We start from the raw sequence: 16,701 nt of genomic DNA, 5'->3' as shown, positions 1-16,701 counted from the left end.
GAGCGCCCCTTCTGCTGGATCTCTCCACGAGCGCTCTTGCCCGTCTCCAGCGCCACCGGCAGCGGGCAGCCCTGACACGGTGTGTCCCGCCCGAACAGATACTGGTAGCAGGTGGCCGCCGAGGCGTTGGTCCCCTCGCCCGTCGCGGCCACTTTCAGGTACGCCAGGTTCGCCCGCCGCACCGTGTAGTCCGGCTGCATCACCGCCAGCGGGGACTCGATGCAGTCGAACGTCTGCTCCCAGTCCCGCTTGGCCTGGCTGAGCATCAGCGTGCGGGACTCCACACGCGCCTCGAGATCCGCGTTGAGCTTCTTCAGCTCCGCATTCTGCTGCTGCGTCACCTGCATCAGCCGCTGGTTCTCCGTCACCAGCGCGTACTGCTCGAAGGCGCTCTTCACCGTGAGCACCAGGTGGCTGTCGTTCCACGGCTTGGAGATGAAGCGGAAGATCTCCGAGCGGTTGATGGCCTCCTCGATGGCCATCTGATCCGCCTGCCCGGTGAGCATGATGCGCTGGGCCAGCGGCACCTGCTCCTTCACCCGCGTGAGGAAGTCCACGCCATTCATCCCCGGCATCCGGAAGTCCGAGATGACCACCTGCGGCGAGAACTGCTCCAGGCGCTTCAGCCCCTCCTCGGCATCCGTGGCCGTCTCGATGTCCCAATCACCCCGGCGCAACACGCGCCGGATGGACTTGAGGATGTTCTCCTCATCGTCGACCAACAGCAGTCGCCCGCGGGAACCCGCCTCTTGTGTGTGCGCAAGCCCCACTTGCAGTCCTCACCTATCTTTCCCCGTCAAACATTTGCAATGTGGTGGCCAAACGAATGAGGGGAAACCAGTACGCCAACCTATTGATTCTTCTTAGTTTTCAATTTCGTGATGAAATCGCTCTGGGGTCATTCTATACCCGCGCGGTGACAAAGGGTCAAGAATGACCCGGGTCACACAAGGATGACCCGGGTCATTTCCCATCGAGCCCAGGTCATTTTCGATCGAACACACGAGCCTCAAGCGCGCTGGGCGCTGGAGAGCAAGGGCACGGGCGAGTGGAGGCAGATGCGGTTGCGGCCCTCGCGCTTGGCCCGGTACAGCGCCTCATCCGCGGTGAGCAGGAGCTGATCCGACGAGAGCACCGTGCGGTGAGGGAAGCCGGAGATGCCCAGGGAGGCCGTCACCCGGAGGGTGCTGTCTGGCCCCACCCGGAGCGTGCCCAGCTCCTTCCCCATGCGCTCGGCCACGGTGATGGCGCCTGTGAGGGGGGTGCGCGGCAGGAGCACAGCGAACTCCTCGCCTCCATAGCGGGCGACGATGTCCGTCTCGCGGACGCTCTGCTGGAGCACCCGGGCCACCTGGCGCAGGACATCATCTCCTACGGAGTGGCCGTAGCGCCCGTTGATCTCCTTGAAGTGGTCCAGGTCCACGAGGATGACGGCGAGCGCGTCGTCGTAGCGCTGGGCGGCGCGGAACTCCTCGCGCAGCCGCTCCTGGAAGTAGCGGTGGTTGTGGAGCAGGGTCAGCGAGTCCAGCACGGAGAGCTTCTGCAGCTCCGACACCTGAGAGGCCAGCGTGTTGAGCACCTGGTGCGCGGAGAAGGCGAGCTGCATGCGGGCTCGCAGCTCGTCGTCGTCCCAGGGCTCGGCCACCACCTCCACGCCCAGACGGAGCGCCCCCAGGCGGAGCGTGCGAGCCTCCGCCGGAGCAATCACGATCACCGGCGCTCCCCGGCCCGGCCCCTCCACGTCCATCAGGCGCCGCAGCAGCGCCAGCTCCGCGTCCGAGGAGGGCTCCCGAGCAGGCTCGAGGCACAGCAGGACGAGATCCACATCCAAGGCGAGCCGGGGGACTTCAGGGCCCGGGGGCACCACGCGCGGGGCGTACTCCGGGGAGGCGAGCGAGCGCTCCAGCTTCGCCGCGGTCGACCGAGAGTCATCCACCAGCAGCAGCGAGAAGGGCTTCTCTCCCACAGTGTCCCCATCGAAGGTCGGCTCAGGACGCTACCATGGGGCTTCCACCCGGAGCGACCCCGACGATTGCGTTGGGCTACCGCCCTCTGCTAGCCAGCCTTCCTGCAACGCCGTCGCGAGGACCGTCCGTGGCCAACTACCCGAGCATCAGCCTCTTCTTCCCCGCCTGGAACGAGGAGGACTACGTCGAGCGCGCCGTCACCCGCGCCCTGGACGTGCTGCCCCGGCTCACCGACGACTTCGAGATCATCGTCGTCAATGACGCGTCCACGGACCGGACGCAGGAGATCTGCGAGGAGATGGCGGCGCGGATCCCCCAGCTGCGCGTCATCACCCACCCGGTGAACCTGAAGCTGGGCGGGGCCATGCGCACCGGCCTGTCCGAGTCCACCAAGGATCTCGTCGTCTACTCGGACATTGACCTGCCGTGGGACTTGCGGGAGCTGGAGCGGGCGCTCCACCTCATGGAGTACCTGGAGGCGGACATGATCTGCGCCTTCCGGTTCGACCGCACGAGCGAGGGCCCCAAGCGCATCCTCTACTCGTTCATCTACAACCTGCTGATCCGCTCGCTGTTCGACATCAACATCAAGGACGTGAACTTCAGCTTCAAGGTCATGCACCGGCGGGTGCTGGAGGCCATCGAGCTCAAGAGCCTGGGCTCGTTCATCGACGCGGAGCTGGTGGTGAAGGCCATGCGCAAGGGCTTCCGCGTCTTCCAGATGGGCGTGGACTACTTCCCGCGCACCCGCGGCGTGTCCACGCTGGCCTCACCCTCGGTCATCATGAAGATGATCCGCGAGCTGGCGGACCTCTACCCGGAGACGCGCGAGCCGGGGGCGCCGGTGAAGCCCGTGCGGCTGCCTCCCTCGGTGGCGCCGCTGCACTCCACCTCCCGGCGCCGTCAGCACGGGTAGGCAGGAGAGGCTGTGGGACGCGGCACGCGCCTCATCGTCAACGCGGACGATCTCGGGCTGCACCCCTCGGTGGACGCCGGCATCCTCCGGGCCCACCGCGAGGGCATCGTCACCAGCGCCACGCTGCTCGTGATGGGCCCCAGCGCTCCTGAGGCCGTGTCCCAGGCGAAGGCACAGGGACTGGCGCTTGGCGTCCACCTGGCCCTGTCCACGCGGCTGCCCTGCGCAGCCCCGGAGGCCGAGGTGCCGACGGTGGCGCCAGGAGGGAGACTTCGAGCGAGCTGGGCGGACTTCGCGCGTGCGTGGCTGACCGGCCGGGTGCGGCGCTCCGAGGTAGCGCGGGAGCTGGAGGCGCAGCTGGCTCGGGCCCGCGAGCTGGGCGCGGAGGTGGACCACCTGGACGCGCACCAGCACCTCCACCTGCTGCCAGGCATCCGCCCATGGGTGGAGGCGCTCGCGCGGCGTGAGGGGCTGCCCGTGCGCTGGCCGGACCGGCTCCCGCGTGCCTCGTGGCGCCACGCTCCGGGCCCGGCGCTGAAGACGCTGCTCCTCACCGCGCTGGCGCGCACGGCACCGCGTCCTCCTCCCGGCGTGAGGCGAGTGAGCGCTGGCGGCGTCTTCGAGGCGGGCCGGCTCGATGAGCCCACGCTGCTGGCCCTGCTGGACTCGCTGCCCGAGGGCGACTTCGAGGTCGGGTGCCACCCCGGCGAGGGCACTCCGCACGTCCCGGAGGATCCCGCGTGGACCTACGGGTGGCAGGCGGAGCTGGACGCCCTCACCAGCCCTCGGGTGAAGGCGCGGCTCCAGGAGCGCGGAATCCTCCTGGCCACCTACGGCAGCCTCCGCCTCGCGGCCTGAGCGCCCCAGAGTCCAGTAGCGCGCGGCCCTCGAAGTCCCTGTTTGACAGGGCGCCGAGGCGGCTGCCAGACAGGCCCCGAGCCGTTCTCATCGACGCACTCCAGGGAAGATGCCATGAGCGACCCACAGCCCTCCGTCCCTCCGCCCCAGCCTTCCAGTCCTTCGCGCAAGCCGCTGGTGGTGGCCGTCTCCGTCCTCGGGGTGGTTGCCCTGGGCACGGGCTGGTACATCCTGAAGAACAAGGGTGAGCCTCCCTCCACCCCTCCCCCACCGGCCGCCGCGGCTCCCACGCCTCCCGCGCAACCGGAAGCACCGCAGCCCCCGGGCCCGCCTCTCCCGGCATTGGATCAGAGCGACACCCGCACGCGCGAGCTGGCGGGCGCGATGTCCACCGATCCCGAGCTCCAGAAGTGGCTCGCCTTCGAAGGGCTCATCCGGCGCTTCACCGCCGCCAGCGCCAACATCGCCGAGGGGGAGAGCCCTCGCGCCGTGCTGCCATTCCTGGCGCCCCAGGGCGCCTTCCAGGTCGTCGAGCGCAACGGCCGTACCTTCATCGCCCCCGAGAGCTTCGCCCGCTACGACACCGTGGCACGCGCCCTCACCTCGCTGGACACGCAGGCCACCGCGACGACGTACAAGGCGCTCAAGCCACTCGTCGACCAGGCCTTCGCCGAGATCGCCCCTCCGGGCCAGCGCTTCGACGAGACGCTGTCGCGCGCCATCCAGCGGATGCTCGACACACCCGTACCCGAGGGGGACCTCGAGGTGGTGGACACGCCGGGCGTGAACTACGCCTACGCAGCCCCCGAGCTGGAGCAGCTCAGCGCCGCCCAGAAGCACCTGCTGCGCATGGGCCCCGCCAACGCGCGTGCCCTCCAGGCAAAGCTGCGCGAGCTCCACGGGGCGCTCGGACTGCCCGCCGCCGGCCGCTGAGAGGGGCTCATCCTTGAGCCTGACGAGGGCCCCTCTTCCTGGTAGAGCTATGCGCCATGCGCTTGCTCCTGAACATCCTGTGGATCGTGCTCGGAGGCGGAATCATCGTCTGCCTCGAGTACCTGCTGGGCGGGCTGTTGCTCTGCCTCACCATCATCGGCATCCCCTTTGGGGTGCAGTGCTTCAAGATCGCCGGGCTGGCGCTGCTGCCGTTCGGCAAGGACATCCGGGACGCGCCGGGAGCCAGCGCCATCGGCTGTCTGCTGAATGTCTTCTGGATCGTCGTCGCTGGCATCTGGATCTTCCTGAGCCACATCGCGCTCGCCCTGGGACTGGCGGTGACGATCATCGGCATCCCCTTCGCCATCCAACATGTGAAGCTCGCGATGCTCGCGCTCGCGCCCTTCGGTAAGATCGTGCGCGAGACTCCGGAGTGACCATGCCCAGCCTCGAAGGAAAAGTCCTGTTCATCACCGGCGCGAGCCGCGGTATCGGCAAGGCCATTGCGCTGCGGGCCGCGCGCGATGGAGCGCGGATCGTCATCGCCGCGAAGACGGCCGAGCCCAACCCCAAGCTCCCCGGCACCATCTACACCGCCGCCGAGGAGATCGAGGCCGCGGGGGGCAAGGCCCTGCCGCTCATGGTGGACATCCGCTCCGAGGAGCAGATCGCCCAGGCGGTCGCCAAGACGGTGGAGACGTTCGGCGGCATCGACATCTGCGTGAACAACGCCAGCGCCATCAGCCTCACCGGGACGCTCGAGACGCCGATGAAGCGCTTCGACCTGATGCACTCCATCAACACGCGCGGGACGTTCGCCACCTCGCAGGCCTGCCTCCCGTATCTGAAGAAGGCGAAGAACCCCCACATCCTCAACCTCTCGCCCCCGCTCAACATGGCGCCGAAGTGGTTCCAGAACCACGTGGCCTACACCATGGCGAAGTACGGAATGAGCATGTGCGTGCTCGGCATGGCCGCCGAGTTCAAGGACGTGGGCATCGCCGTGAACGCGCTCTGGCCGAGGACGACGATCGCCACCGCGGCCATCAACATGGTCGGCGGCGAGGAGATGATGCGCCTGAGCCGCAAGCCGGAGATCATCTCGGACGCGGCCCACGCCATCCTCACGAGCGACAGCCGCTCCTGCACGGGCAACTTCTTCATCGACGAGGAGGTGCTGCGCTCGCGCGGTGTCACCGACTTCGAGCAGTACGCCATGGAGAAGGGCGTGACGCCCCTGCCGGACTACTTCCTCGACTGATCGGGCCTGGGGCCGGCCTGCCTCAGGCGGCCTCTGCGACGTAGAGGATGTGCGGGGTGGTGTAGCCCTTGTCCAGCTCCACCACCTCGCGCAGCTTGAAGCCCGCCTCCTGCAGCAGGGCCACCACGGTGTCCTGGGGCTCGAGCACCAGCCCACCGCCCGCCTTCGTGCGGCCGAGCAGCTTCACCATCACCCACTCCTGCGCGAGGCACTTGTAGTGCTTCCAGGAGCGGTTCCCCTCCGCTTCCTTCAGGAGGAAGCGCCCTCCCAGGTGCAGCAGGGCGCGCACGCTGCGGAGAAACTCGGGCCACTGCTCCCGGGGCAAAAGGTAGAGGACGTCGGACACCACCGCGGCGTCGAACCCTCCCGGCCGCTGCGCCACGAGGCGCTCCACGGTGGCGACCTCGAAGTGGACATTGGGGAGTCCACCGGCCGCCTCCTCTGCCCACTTCACCTTGCGTGGGTCCGGATCCACCGCGTACACGGTGCGGCTCCTGTCCTCCGTGGCGATCATCGCGGAGAGCAGCCCGTGGCCGCACCCCACCTCCGCGACGACGGCGCCTCGGGGCACGCGCCAGGCGACGGCCTCCAGGGGCGCGGAGAGGGCGCGGGCGCGCACGTGGAAGCGCTCGGCCGGTGGGAGCACCGAGAAGAGCTTGAGGGTGGTCTCGGTCAACGAGCTCATGAGAGGTAGAGCTCCCTGCCAAAGCCCCAGGAGAGGAAGACAAGCCCGACAGCGCTCACGGCCACGAGCCCGCGACGCAGGAGCGGGCGCTCCTGCAGCAGCAGCGCGAGGGTGAGGAACAACGGGAAGGCGGAGATGAGGTAGCGCGCCATGCCCATGAAGTCCTTGGTGGACAGCGCGGGCAGCCCCACCACGGCCAGTGCATAGACGGCGTACCCCCACCCCAGGCGCCGCGCCGTAGGCACCACGAGAGCGAGCCCGAGCAGCGTGAGCACCGCGTGGGTCATGAGGCGCACCCGGACATCCCACCCCGTGTCCGGGGAGAAGACGACGTTGAACCAGTACACCTTGAACCACGTGCTCGGGCCGGGCGCCTGCTCCCAGCCTGGAGAGCCCTGCGTCTCTACGAAGGCGAACGGCGCTCCAAAGGAGCGGTCGAGGTAGAGGAGGTAGAGGAGAAATCCGAGCGCCGAGAGCGCAGGCAGGAAGTCCCCGAGGCTCCACGGCTCTCCCCGCTGCCGCTTCCACTCGAGCCGGCGCACCAGCAGCCCAAGCACCACGGCGGGGGCCACCGGCCGGGCCGCCGTGGCGATCGCCCCCACCAGCACCGCCGGCACCAGGTGCCCCTTCTCCAACAGGAGGAAGGCGCTCACCACCAGCAGGACGAAGAGGGCGTCCGAGTACATGACGCCATAGAGATAGAAGGTGAAGGGGTACAGGGCGATCAGCAGCCCCGCCTGGAGCGCGGTGCGCTCATCCACCCGGGTGCGGGCCCAGGCCGTGAAGAGCACCATCGCCAGGGGGCCACAGAGCAGCGTGATGAAGATCCCCGCGCCGTACACGCTGGCGCCCAGCTTCATGAGGGCCCAGATGGCCAGCGGGTAGAGCGGGAAGAACGCGACCGGGCTCTGCTTGCCGGGCGTGTAGGTGTACCCCTCCTCAGCGATGAGCTTGTACCAGCCCGAATCCCACGCAACCCACCCCATGGAGAAGTAGTCGTCGAACCCCAGCGCCGGGGCAGCAGGGTTCTTGTGGTGGAGACGCCATGCGCCGGCACTCGCGGCCGCGCCACAGATGACCGTGGCGAGCAGGACGACGAGCGCGATGGTGCGCGGGGCGGAGCGGGACATGCACCCGTGGCATCGTCCAGCCTGCTGCCTGGGTCAAGTGGCTTCGCGCGGACGAAGGGATAAATCCTCCTGACTCTCGGGCTCCCACGCATTGCGTGCCCCGGAGCCGCCTTTCCTCAGGAGACGTACTCCGCCGCCCCGTAGGCAGCCGCCAGCAGGAGCATGAGCCCGCCGCTGGTGGCCATCACCCCGAGCCGCAGGCGTGGGCGCTCGCGCAGCATGAGCGCGAGCGTGAGGAAGAGCGGGAACGCGGCGAGCAGGTAGCGGCCCATGCCCATGAAGTCCTTGCTGGACAGGGCGGGCAGCCCGACGATGGCCGCCGTGTAGAGCCCGTAGCCCCAACCCAGCCGCCGCGCGGTGGGCCACACCAGCGCGAGGGCCCCCAGCGTGGCGGCGGCGTGCCCGGCCAGCCGCAGGAAGTCGCCCACCGGCATGTCCCTGGAGAAGCTGCGGAACCAGCGGACCTTGGCCCACGTGCGCCAGCCCGGCATCTGGTCCCACCCGGGCGCGGACTGCACCTTCACGAAAGCGAGCGGCTCTCCGAAGGTGCGCCAGAGATAGAGGACGTAGAGCAAGAAGCCCGCAGCGGCGAGCACCGGGAGGAGATCCACGCCGCTCCAGCGCTGGCCGCGCTCGTGCTTCCACTCGAGCCTCCGCGCCAGCAGGCCCAGCACGAGCGCAGGCGCGACGGGGCGCACGGCCGTCGCCACCGCTCCCAGCAACACCGCGGGGAGCAGCTGGCCGCGCTCCAGCAGCAGGAAGGCCGCCACGATGAGGAGCAGGAAGAGCGCGTCCGAGTACATCGCTCCATAGAGAAAGAACGCGCAGGGGTACAGCGCGAGCAGCAGGCCCGCGTCCCTCGCCGCGTCCTCCTCCGCGCGCGTGCGCGCCCAGTGGACGAAGAGCACCAGCGCCAGCAGGCCGCACACCATGGTGAGCAGCACCCCGGCCAGCCAGGTGTCCAGGCCGAGCGCACTCAGCCCGCGCAGCACCAGCGGGTACGCTGGGAAGAAGGCCACGGAGCTCTGCGCACCGGGCGTGTAGCTGTAGCCCTGGGTGGCGATGTGCGCGTACCAGCCGGCGTCGTAGCGGGCCCAGCCCAGGGGCGGCGGCAGCTCGGGCCAGGTGTCGCGCGCCGGGCTGTAGCCCTCCGCGTAGAGCCTCGAGGTCAGCGTCACGGCCGCCGTGCACGCCAGGAGCGCGCCGAGCGCGGTCAAGGCGACGATGCGTGAGGCCGAGCGGTGCATGGGGCGGTGTGGACTTCGTCCAGAACCGCCCTCGGGTCAAGTGGAGACCGGAGCAGTGGGCCGGCCCCCTCCCCTTCGTGTTCCACCAGAAGGCGAGGAGGCCTGCTGCTCGGGGTTCAGCGTGAGTGGAAGCCCTTGGCCTCGTTCACCACGTCCACCAGGAAGGGAGCCGGCGTGAACCGCTCGCCATACTTGTCCTGGTAGTGCTCCAGCCGCTTGAGCAGCACTGCTGGCGCCAGGCTGTCAGCGTACCGGAAGGGACCGCCCAGGAACGGCGGGAAGCCGAGCCCGAAGATGGCGCCCACATCCCCATCCCTCGGACTGCGCAGAATGCCCTCGCCCAGGCAGCGGATCGCCTCGTTCACCATCTGGAGGGTGCACCGCTCCGCCATCTCGGCGTGGTCGAACCGCCGGCGATCCGGCCCGCTCGGCAGCAGTGCGTAGACGGAGGTGTCCACCTCCTTCTTCTTCCCGGTGTACGTGTAGAAGCCCTTCTGGTTCTTCCGGCCCAGGCGCCCGTCCTGGATGATCTTCTCGAGCGTCTTCGGCGCCGCCAGCCGCTTGCCGAACGCCTCCTCCATGATGGGCCCCACCTTGTGCGCGACGTCGATGCCCACCTCGTCGAGCAACGTCATCGGCCCCACTGGGAACCCGAACTCGACCAGCGCCCTGTCCAGCTCGGCGATGTCCGCACCCTCGGCGAGCAGGTACGCCGCCTCGTTCATGTACGGGGAGAGGATGCGCGAGGTGTAGAAGCCCACCCCGTCATTGACGACGATGACCGTCTTGCCCTGCTTGCGGCCCACCTCCACGCAGGTGGCCGTCACCCAGTCCGCCGTGCCCTTGTGGGTGATGATCTCCAGCAGCGGCATCTTGTGCACCGGGCTGAAGTAGTGCATCCCGATCACCTGCTCCGGCCGCTTGCTGCCCTTGGCCAGCTCGGTGATGGGCAGGCTGGAGGTGTTGGACGCGAAGATGCAGTCCTCGCGGGTGACGGCCTCCGTCTCGGCGATGATGCGGTGCTTGAGCTTCAGGTCCTCGAATACGGCCTCGATGACGAGGTCCACGCGCTTGAAGCCGCTGTAGTCCGTGCCCGCGGTGACCAGCGCCTGCTTCGCCGCCGCCTCGCGCCACGTCAGCGAGCGCTTCTTCACCCGCTCGTCCAGGGCGCCCTGCACCTGCTTGAGCGCGCGCCCCACGCCCGCATCGTCCTTGTCCTTCACCCGCACGGGCACGCCCTGGAGAGCCGCGGTCACGTAGGCGATGCCACCGCCCATGAGCCCGCCGCCGAGCACGCCGATCTTCTTCACCTCGCGGGGCTTCACGCTCGGATCGGAGGTGCCGTTCTCCTTCTTGAGGGCCGTGGTGGCAAAGAAGATCTCCACCAGGCGCTTGGAGACGTCCGACACCACCAGCTCTCCGAAGAGCCTCGCCTCGACCTCCAGGCCCGCCTTGCGACCGGACTCTACCCCTGCACGGATGGCCTCCAGCGCCTTCTCCGGCGCGGGGTACTTGCCGCGCGTCTTCTTCAGGAGCTGCTTGCGCGCCTGATCGAAGAGGATCTTCCGGCCCAGCGGGTTGGCCTCGAGCGCCACCTCGGCCCACAGCTCCTTGTTGGCCAGGCTCTGGAGCACACCCGCAAGCCCCTTCTTCGACTGCGCCGCCACCGCCTTGAGGCGCTGGCCGTGAGGACGCTCCACCTTCAGCGATCCGGCTGCCAGCTCCCGCGCGCGCTGGAGCGCGACCGAGCGGAGGATCGGCACCGGCACCACCTCGTCCACGAGGCCGAGCCGCTTCGCCTTGGAGGCCTTCACGGTCTTCCCGGCGAGGATCAGATCCAGGGCCGCCTGGAGGCCAATGAGCGCCGGGAGCCGCTGGGTGCCTCCCGCGCCCGGCAGCAGGCCGAGTTGGACCTCAGGCAGGCCCAGGGACGTCTTCGGGCTCTCCGTGACGATCCGGTAGTCACACGCCAGCGCCCACTCCAGGCCGCCGCCGAGACACACGCCGTGGATGGCCGCCACCACCGGCTTGGGGAACGCGTCCAGCCGATCGAAGCCCTCCTGGGCCTTGCGGGAGGCCTCCGTGGCCTGGGCCGCCGTCTTGATCGTCTGCAGGAAGTCGAGCTTCGCCCCGGCCACGAAGTTGTCCTTCTTGCCGGAGATGAAGAGGACGGCCTTCACGGACGGATCCTGCTCCGCGTGCCCGAGCAACGTCTCGAACGCCGCGCCCGTCTCGGGCGAGAGCGTGTTCACGGGCTCGCCCTGCTGATCGATCGTGAGGACGGCCACGCCGTCCTCGACCTTGTAGGTGAAGCCCTGCTGCGCCTCGAGCTCTTCCAGTTTGATGGCCATCACGCACGCTCCAGGACCACGGCGGCCCCCAGGCCACCAGCGGCGCAGACGGTGCACAGCACCGTGTTCTTGTTCCGACGCTTCAGCTCGTTGAGGGCCTGGGTGACGATGCGCGCGCCCGTGGCCCCGAACGGGTGGCCGATGGAGATGGAGCCACCGTTCACGTTGAGCCGCTCCCGGTCCACCTCGCCCACCGGGCCACTCCAGCCCGCCTTCTTCGCAAAGGAGGACGAGGCGAGCGCCTGGAGGTTGCTGGCCACCTGTGCGGCGAACGCCTCGTGCATCTCCACCAGGTCGATGTCCGCCAGCTTCATGCCCGCGCGCTGGAGCGCGATGGGCGCGGCATAGGCCGGCCCCTGAAGGAGCTGGTCACCGGGATCGGTGGCGGCGTAGGCGTGCGCGCGCAGGAAGCCGAGCGGCTCATACCCGAGCGCCTTCGCCTTCTCCTCGCTCATCAGCAGCAGGGCGGAGGCACCATCGGTGAGCGGCGAGGCGTTGCCGGCGGTGATGGTGCCGTACTTGCGATCGAACACCGGCTTGAGCTGGCCGAGCGCCTCCAGGCTGGTGTCCTCACGGACGATGTTGTCCTTGGCCGCCACGTCCTCGTACTGGGGCGGGACCACGACGTGCATGACCTCACCGTCGAAGCGGCCCTCCTTCCAGGCGCGCGCGGCGTTCTGGTGCGAGGCCAGGGCGATGCGATCCTGCTCCTCCCGGGAGATGCCGTTCTCCTTGGCCATCTTCTCTGCGCTCTCGCCCATGCTCTGGCCGGTGGAGTACTCGGCGATGGCCGGCGGCACCGGCAGCAGATCCTTCGCCTTGAGCTTCTGGAAGGGCTTGAGCTTCTCCGGAAGGCTCCGGGCCTTGGAGGCGGCCACGAGCGCATGAGCCAGAGGGCGGCTGGTGAAGATGGGCGCATCCGACATGGACTCGGTGCCGCCTGCGATGACGACGTCCGACTCACCCACGGCAATGGCGTTGGCCGCCGTCGTCATGGCCTGGATGGAGGTGGCGCAGGCGCGCGCCACGGTGAAGGCCTCGATCCGGCGTGGCAGCCCGGCGGCAAGCACGACTTCCCGGGCGATGGAAGGGGCCGTCAGCGTGGGGATGACCTGCCCGAAGACCAGCTGGTTGATCTCATTTGGATCGAGCTCCGCCCGCTGCACCAGCTCCTGGACGACCAGCCTCCCCAGGTCCAGGGCGGTCAGGCCCGAGAAGACGCTGCCGGCCTTCACGAAAGGGGTCCGCAGTCCGCGGACGATGGCCACCCGACGGTGGCCGTTGCTCTGTGCCATGTGCCTCTCCTCCTGACTGCAAGTGAGGCACTTCTAACGGCTCCTGATGCACCGCGTCAACGAGAATTGATTCGAGAGTCAACCGGTGGACGTCACGCCGGGTTGCCCGGGTGGCAGGAGGCCGGGGCCGCTATCGCTGGGGCGAGTTGCCCTGACGGAGTGCGATGCCGTGGCGGTGCACCGCCTCCACCAGGAACTTCGCCGCGTCCGGATCCGTGGGAGGGAGGATGCCGTGGCCCAGGTTGAAGATGTGCCCCACCGGCCCGGCGCGGTTCAGGATGTCCACCACCCGCGCCTCCAGCTCCTCGCGCGGCAGGAAGAGGTGGAGCGGATCCAGGTTGCCCTGCACCGCCACCTCCGGCCCCAGCACGCGCCGGGCCTGGTCCATCTCGATCCGCCAGTCCTGGCCGATGACGTCCGCGCCCGTGCGCTTGAGCAGGGGCAGGTGCGTGGACATGCCCGTGCCGAACAGGATCACCGGCACGCCCGTGGCCTGCAGCTCCTTCACCATCCGCGTCAGGTACGGGAGGCTGAAGCGCTCGAAGTCGTACGGGCCCAGCTCCCCGCCCCACGAGTCGAAGATCTGGACGATCTTCGCCCCCGCCTCCACCTGCATCTTCAAGTAGGGGATGAGCGTGTCCGTCAGCTTCTGGAAGAGCGTGTGCGCCAGCTTCGGCTGCTCGAAGAGCAGGCGCTTGATGAGGATGTAGCTCTTGGAGCCGCCCCCCTCGACCATGTACGCGGCCAGGGTGAACGGCGCGCCCGCGAAGCCGATGACGGGCACCGAGTCATTCAGCGCCTTGCGAGTGCGGCGAATGGCCTCGGCGACGAAGCCGGTGCCCTGCACGGGATCCGGCACCCCGAGCTTCTCGATGTCCGCCGCCGTGCGCAGCGGGTTGGGGAAGTGGGGCCCCTTGTCTCCCAGCTCCAGCGCAATCCCCATCGCCTCCACGGGGATGAGGATGTCTGAGAAGATGATGGCCGCGTCCACCCCCAGCCGGGTGATGGGCTGCACCGTCACCTCGGCCGCCAGATCCGGGTGCTTGCAGAGATCAAGGAACGCGATGTTGCCGCGGATGGCGCGGTACTCCGGCAGGTAGCGGCCCGCCTGGCGCATGAGCCACACCGGGGTGGTGTCGGTGGGCTGGCGGCGTGCCGCCATCAAGAGTCTTTCGTTCATGGAGGAGCCCTCCGGCGCCACTGGGCGCCGTCATGTCGCCCATACCGGACTTCGGCGCGGATGTCCTGTCTCTCGCAAGCCCTGTCACCGCCACCCTACTTGGCCATCAGCGTAATCAGACCGCGGCCGCAGATGCTGTAGTTCGTGAACTCGCCGCCAATGAGCGCCTCGGTGCCGGGGCTGGCCACCTGGTTGGGGCCCTCCGCCCAGGTGCAGGTGTCCGTCACCCGGTACCAGCTCTTCCCGCTGCCGGGCCACGGCAGGACGAAGTTCACCGCGGCGGACCAGCCGTTGTAGGCCACGTAGATGGCGCTGGCCGAGTCACCAAACTCGGTGCCATCCACGCGGAAGGCCAGCGAGTGGTTGCTGCCGCTGTTGAAGTAGGCCGCATCCGGCACCGTGCCGTCGGGCTTGAACCAGCGGTGCTGCTCCATCACGTTCCCGTTGGTGTCCGCGGTGCTGTAGAAGTTCGCGGGCCGCAGCGCCGGGTGCGCCTTGCGGAACGCGATGAGCCGCTGGGCGAACGTCTTGAAGTTCGTCTGGTCCGCCGTCAGCGTGTAGTTCAGCCAGTTCTTGTCCGAGTCCAGGTTGTACACGTTGTTGTTGCAGTACTGGGTGCGCAGGAGCTCGTCGCCCCCCGTGATCATGGGCGTGCCGGCGCTCGCCATCAGGATGGTCCACGCGTTGCGCGCCGCCTTGCGCTGGTCCGCCGCGATGCCGCCCTGATCCCAGCTGTGGTTGTTGTCCTCGCCGCCATCCGAGGGGCCGTACGGCCACGGCTGGTTGTTGTTCTTGCTGTTGCAGGAGTACAGATCCTTCAGCGTCATGCCGTCGTGGGCCACCATGAAGTTGATGGAGTGGAACGGCTTGCGGCCATCATCCCCGTACAGATCCGACGAGCCCGCGAAGCGCGTGGCCAGGGCGCTCGGAGTGACGACCTCCACGCCCATCTGGTTCTGATCCTTGCGGAACGTGTCGCGGTAGATGCCGTTCCACTCGGCCCAGACGCCCGGGAAGTTGCCCACCTGGTACGAGTTGCCACCAATGGCCCACGGCTCGGCGATGAAGTCCGTGCCCGCTCCTCCCGCGGCCGGGCGCGGCGACAGATCGCGCAGGATGCGGTTGAGCGCGGTGCCGCTGTTCAGCTTGTCGTAGTTGAAGCAGCCGTGCTGGCAGGTGTTGCCGAGCACCGAGGCCAGATCGAACCGGAACCCATCCACTCCCAGCGTGTCCTTCCAGTACGCCAGCGAGTGGATGATCAGATTCTGGGCCACCGGGTTGAAGGTGTTGTAGTTGCCGCCCACGCCCGTGTTGTCCCAGTTGAACCGGAAGTCCGGCGTGAGGCTGTAGTAGGTGGGGTTGTCCAGGCCGCGGAACGAGAAGACGTTGAAGGTGTTCGCGTCGGTGCTGCTCCACGCCCCACCCTCGCCCGTGTGGTTGTAGACCACGTCGATGTAGACCTTGATGCCATTGTCGTGGAAGGCCTTGACCATCTCCTTGAACTCACGCGTGGGGCCGCCCGCCGACTTGTCGGACGAGTAGCGGCGATCCGGCGCGAAGTAGTTCAGCGTCATGTAGCCCCAGTAGTTGTCCCCCGCGGTGCTGGCCACCTTGTCGATGGAGTCGTTGTCCGTCTCCTGCACGGGGAGGAACTCCACCGCCGTCACCCCGAGCGCCGCGAGCGCCGCGGCCTTCAGGCCCGCGCCCTTGTAGGTGCCCCGGTAGGCGGCGGTGATGCTCGGGTCGTTCTTGGTGAGGCCGCGCACGTGCACCTCGTAGATGACCTCATCCTTGAGCGCGCGCGTGGGCCGGGTGCCGATGGACTGCGTGTCTCCTGCCAGCACGACGCCCTTGGAGGCATACGGGCCGCTGTCCTTGTTGCGGTGGAGCGGCCCGGAGGCGAACCACGTCCCGTCCGTGTTGCTGGCGTTCGTCGGGTCGTGGCTGATCTCCTTCGCGTAGGGATCCAGCAGCACCTTGTTGGGGTTGAAGCGGTTGCCGCTCGCGTCCACGTCCGAGATGAAGCCCAGGCCCGAGCCCTTGGTCCAGCTGGCGTTGTACGGCCAGTTCGGGCCCCAGGCGCGGTAGCCGTAGTACACGGTGCCGGTGATGCCGTAGGTGTTCTGGAGGGTGGCGACCGAGGCCGTCTTCGACCAGACGTTCGTGGCCGCGTCCTTGGTCATCACGTACTTCACCACCTCCTGGGCGCCGTACGGAGTCTTGTAGATCCAGACCTCGATGCGGGTGGCGCGCGAGGAGTAGACGCGGAAGTTGATGTTGGCCTTCGTCGCGTCATAGCTGGCGCCGAGCGTCCAGATGACCGCCTGCTGCTCCTGAACGCCGGTGTCGGAGAGCTCCTCCTCCAGCAAGGAGGCGTTGGGATCCGACGCTCCGCATGCGACCAGGATCGCGGCGAGGCTGGCGGCAAGCAGGGGGCGCCACGGCAGGAGCCCGAAGGCTCCTCGGGGGATGTCAGTGGCTGGTCTCATGGGTCCGACTCCGGCGCGGTTGCATTCAGCGCTGCGAGCGGGCCCGCGCTCGCCCGTAGAGCGGACTTCCAGCACTTCTCGGCCAGTGAAGTCAACGCGCCGAGCCTCGGAAGAACGGGAATGTCATGCGAGCGGAAGGTGGGTCGTCAGGGCTCCAGGGAGGCCCGAAGGGGGCCCGGGGGAATGATCGGGCGGGCTTAAACGTAGGCTTGACAGTGACGGAGGTGGCCGATACAAGGCCGCCTCGTTGCTAGCGGCGGTCGCCCGGGCGGATAGCTCAGCGGTAGAGCGTCGCCCTTACAAGGCGAGGGTCACAGGTTCGATCCCTGTTCCGCCCAAGAGTTGTGGGGAGTTAGTTCAGTTGGTTAGAACGCCGGCCTGTCACGCCG

14 protein-coding genes and 1 tRNA gene are annotated in these 16,701 nt (G+C 68.3%); 6 read left to right on the top strand and 9 right to left on the bottom strand.

Annotated elements, in window-relative coordinates; translation table 11 throughout:
- Both VD972_RS12365 and VD972_RS12360 read right to left on the bottom strand, forming a co-directional pair.
- Positions 1-770: response regulator (locus tag VD972_RS12365; RefSeq protein WP_324985752.1), on the bottom strand; the 770-nt coding region annotated here is incomplete at its 3' end.
- Positions 771-1,009: 239 nt separating this feature from the next.
- Complete coding sequence (locus tag VD972_RS12360) at positions 1,010-1,966, bottom strand: diguanylate cyclase (RefSeq protein WP_324985748.1); 957 nt, start codon at positions 1,964-1,966, stop codon at positions 1,010-1,012.
- 128 nt (positions 1,967-2,094) lie between these two features.
- Here VD972_RS12360 and VD972_RS12355 point away from each other — a divergent pair, with 128 nt between their 5' ends.
- From VD972_RS12355 to VD972_RS12335, 5 genes are all read left to right on the top strand, one after another.
- On the top strand, positions 2,095-2,883 hold the full coding sequence (locus VD972_RS12355; RefSeq protein WP_324985745.1) for a glycosyltransferase family 2 protein: 789 nt from the start codon (positions 2,095-2,097) through the stop codon (positions 2,881-2,883).
- Between the two features lie 12 nt (positions 2,884-2,895).
- Positions 2,896-3,741 carry a carbohydrate deacetylase gene (locus VD972_RS12350; RefSeq protein ID WP_324985742.1) on the top strand — a complete coding sequence of 282 codons (846 nt, stop codon included), beginning with the start codon at positions 2,896-2,898 and terminating at the stop codon, positions 3,739-3,741.
- A gap of 114 nt (positions 3,742-3,855) precedes the next feature.
- Complete coding sequence (locus VD972_RS12345; RefSeq protein ID WP_324985739.1) at positions 3,856-4,674, top strand: DUF3014 domain-containing protein; 819 nt, start codon at positions 3,856-3,858, stop codon at positions 4,672-4,674.
- Between the two features lie 56 nt (positions 4,675-4,730).
- Complete coding sequence (locus VD972_RS12340) at positions 4,731-5,111, top strand: YccF domain-containing protein (RefSeq protein WP_324985736.1); 381 nt, start codon at positions 4,731-4,733, stop codon at positions 5,109-5,111.
- 2 nt (positions 5,112-5,113) lie between these two features.
- Positions 5,114-5,935 carry an NAD(P)-dependent oxidoreductase gene (locus VD972_RS12335; RefSeq protein ID WP_324985733.1) on the top strand — a complete coding sequence of 274 codons (822 nt, stop codon included), beginning with the start codon at positions 5,114-5,116 and terminating at the stop codon, positions 5,933-5,935.
- Positions 5,936-5,957: 22 nt separating this feature from the next.
- Here the strand turns inward: VD972_RS12335 and VD972_RS12330 are convergent, their stop codons facing one another.
- The 7 genes from VD972_RS12330 to VD972_RS12300 all read right to left on the bottom strand — a co-directional run bounded on the left by VD972_RS12330 (position 5,958) and on the right by VD972_RS12300 (position 16,312).
- A complete protein-coding gene (locus VD972_RS12330) occupies positions 5,958-6,620 on the bottom strand; it encodes a class I SAM-dependent methyltransferase (protein WP_324985730.1) in 663 nt (220 codons plus the stop codon).
- Complete coding sequence (locus VD972_RS12325; RefSeq protein WP_324985727.1) at positions 6,617-7,750, bottom strand: mannosyltransferase family protein; 1,134 nt, start codon at positions 7,748-7,750, stop codon at positions 6,617-6,619. Before VD972_RS12325 ends, VD972_RS12330 begins: the two co-directional genes overlap by 4 nt.
- A gap of 116 nt (positions 7,751-7,866) precedes the next feature.
- Complete coding sequence (locus VD972_RS12320) at positions 7,867-8,997, bottom strand: mannosyltransferase family protein (protein ID WP_324985724.1); 1,131 nt, start codon at positions 8,995-8,997, stop codon at positions 7,867-7,869.
- A 116-nt stretch (positions 8,998-9,113) separates the two neighbouring features.
- On the bottom strand, positions 9,114-11,348 hold the full coding sequence (fadJ, locus tag VD972_RS12315) for a fatty acid oxidation complex subunit alpha FadJ (RefSeq protein ID WP_324985721.1): 2,235 nt from the start codon (positions 11,346-11,348) through the stop codon (positions 9,114-9,116).
- The gene (gene fadI / locus VD972_RS12310; protein ID WP_324985718.1) at positions 11,348-12,643 is read right to left on the bottom strand and encodes an acetyl-CoA C-acyltransferase FadI; all 1,296 of its coding nucleotides are present in this window, start codon (positions 12,641-12,643) and stop codon (positions 11,348-11,350) included. Before fadI ends, fadJ begins: the two co-directional genes overlap by 1 nt.
- Positions 12,644-12,773: 130 nt before the next feature.
- Positions 12,774-13,823, bottom strand: coding sequence for a uroporphyrinogen decarboxylase (gene hemE / locus VD972_RS12305; protein WP_324985715.1), 1,050 nt, complete (start codon positions 13,821-13,823; stop codon positions 12,774-12,776).
- A 95-nt stretch (positions 13,824-13,918) separates the two neighbouring features.
- Positions 13,919-16,312 carry an isoamylase gene (locus VD972_RS12300; RefSeq protein ID WP_324985712.1) on the bottom strand — a complete coding sequence of 798 codons (2,394 nt, stop codon included), beginning with the start codon at positions 16,310-16,312 and terminating at the stop codon, positions 13,919-13,921.
- 266 nt (positions 16,313-16,578) lie between these two features.
- Between VD972_RS12300 and VD972_RS12295 the strand changes: the two genes are divergently transcribed.
- Positions 16,579-16,650, top strand: a tRNA-Val gene (locus tag VD972_RS12295).
- Positions 16,651-16,701: the final 51 nt, after the last annotated feature.

Source organism: Hyalangium sp. (assembly GCF_035629615.1).
GTDB lineage: Bacteria > Myxococcota > Myxococcia > Myxococcales > Myxococcaceae > Hyalangium.
This window is presented reverse-complemented; position numbering and strand designations above follow the sequence as displayed.

Coding starts and splice junctions, on each gene's coding strand:
- fadJ (WP_324985721.1), bottom strand. CDS start 11,348: ATGGCCATCAAACTGGAAGAGCTCGAGGCGCAGCAGGGCTTCACCTAC.
- VD972_RS12325 (WP_324985727.1), bottom strand. CDS start 7,750: ATGTCCCGCTCCGCCCCGCGCACCATCGCGCTCGTCGTCCTGCTCGCC.
- hemE (WP_324985715.1), bottom strand. CDS start 13,823: ATGAACGAAAGACTCTTGATGGCGGCACGCCGCCAGCCCACCGACACC.
- VD972_RS12345 (WP_324985739.1), top strand. CDS start 3,856: ATGAGCGACCCACAGCCCTCCGTCCCTCCGCCCCAGCCTTCCAGTCCT.
- VD972_RS12320 (WP_324985724.1), bottom strand. CDS start 8,997: ATGCACCGCTCGGCCTCACGCATCGTCGCCTTGACCGCGCTCGGCGCG.
- VD972_RS12335 (WP_324985733.1), top strand. CDS start 5,114: ATGCCCAGCCTCGAAGGAAAAGTCCTGTTCATCACCGGCGCGAGCCGC.
- fadI (WP_324985718.1), bottom strand. CDS start 12,643: ATGGCACAGAGCAACGGCCACCGTCGGGTGGCCATCGTCCGCGGACTG.
- VD972_RS12340 (WP_324985736.1), top strand. CDS start 4,731: ATGCGCTTGCTCCTGAACATCCTGTGGATCGTGCTCGGAGGCGGAATC.
- VD972_RS12330 (WP_324985730.1), bottom strand. CDS start 6,620: ATGAGCTCGTTGACCGAGACCACCCTCAAGCTCTTCTCGGTGCTCCCA.
- VD972_RS12300 (WP_324985712.1), bottom strand. CDS start 16,312: ATGAGACCAGCCACTGACATCCCCCGAGGAGCCTTCGGGCTCCTGCCG.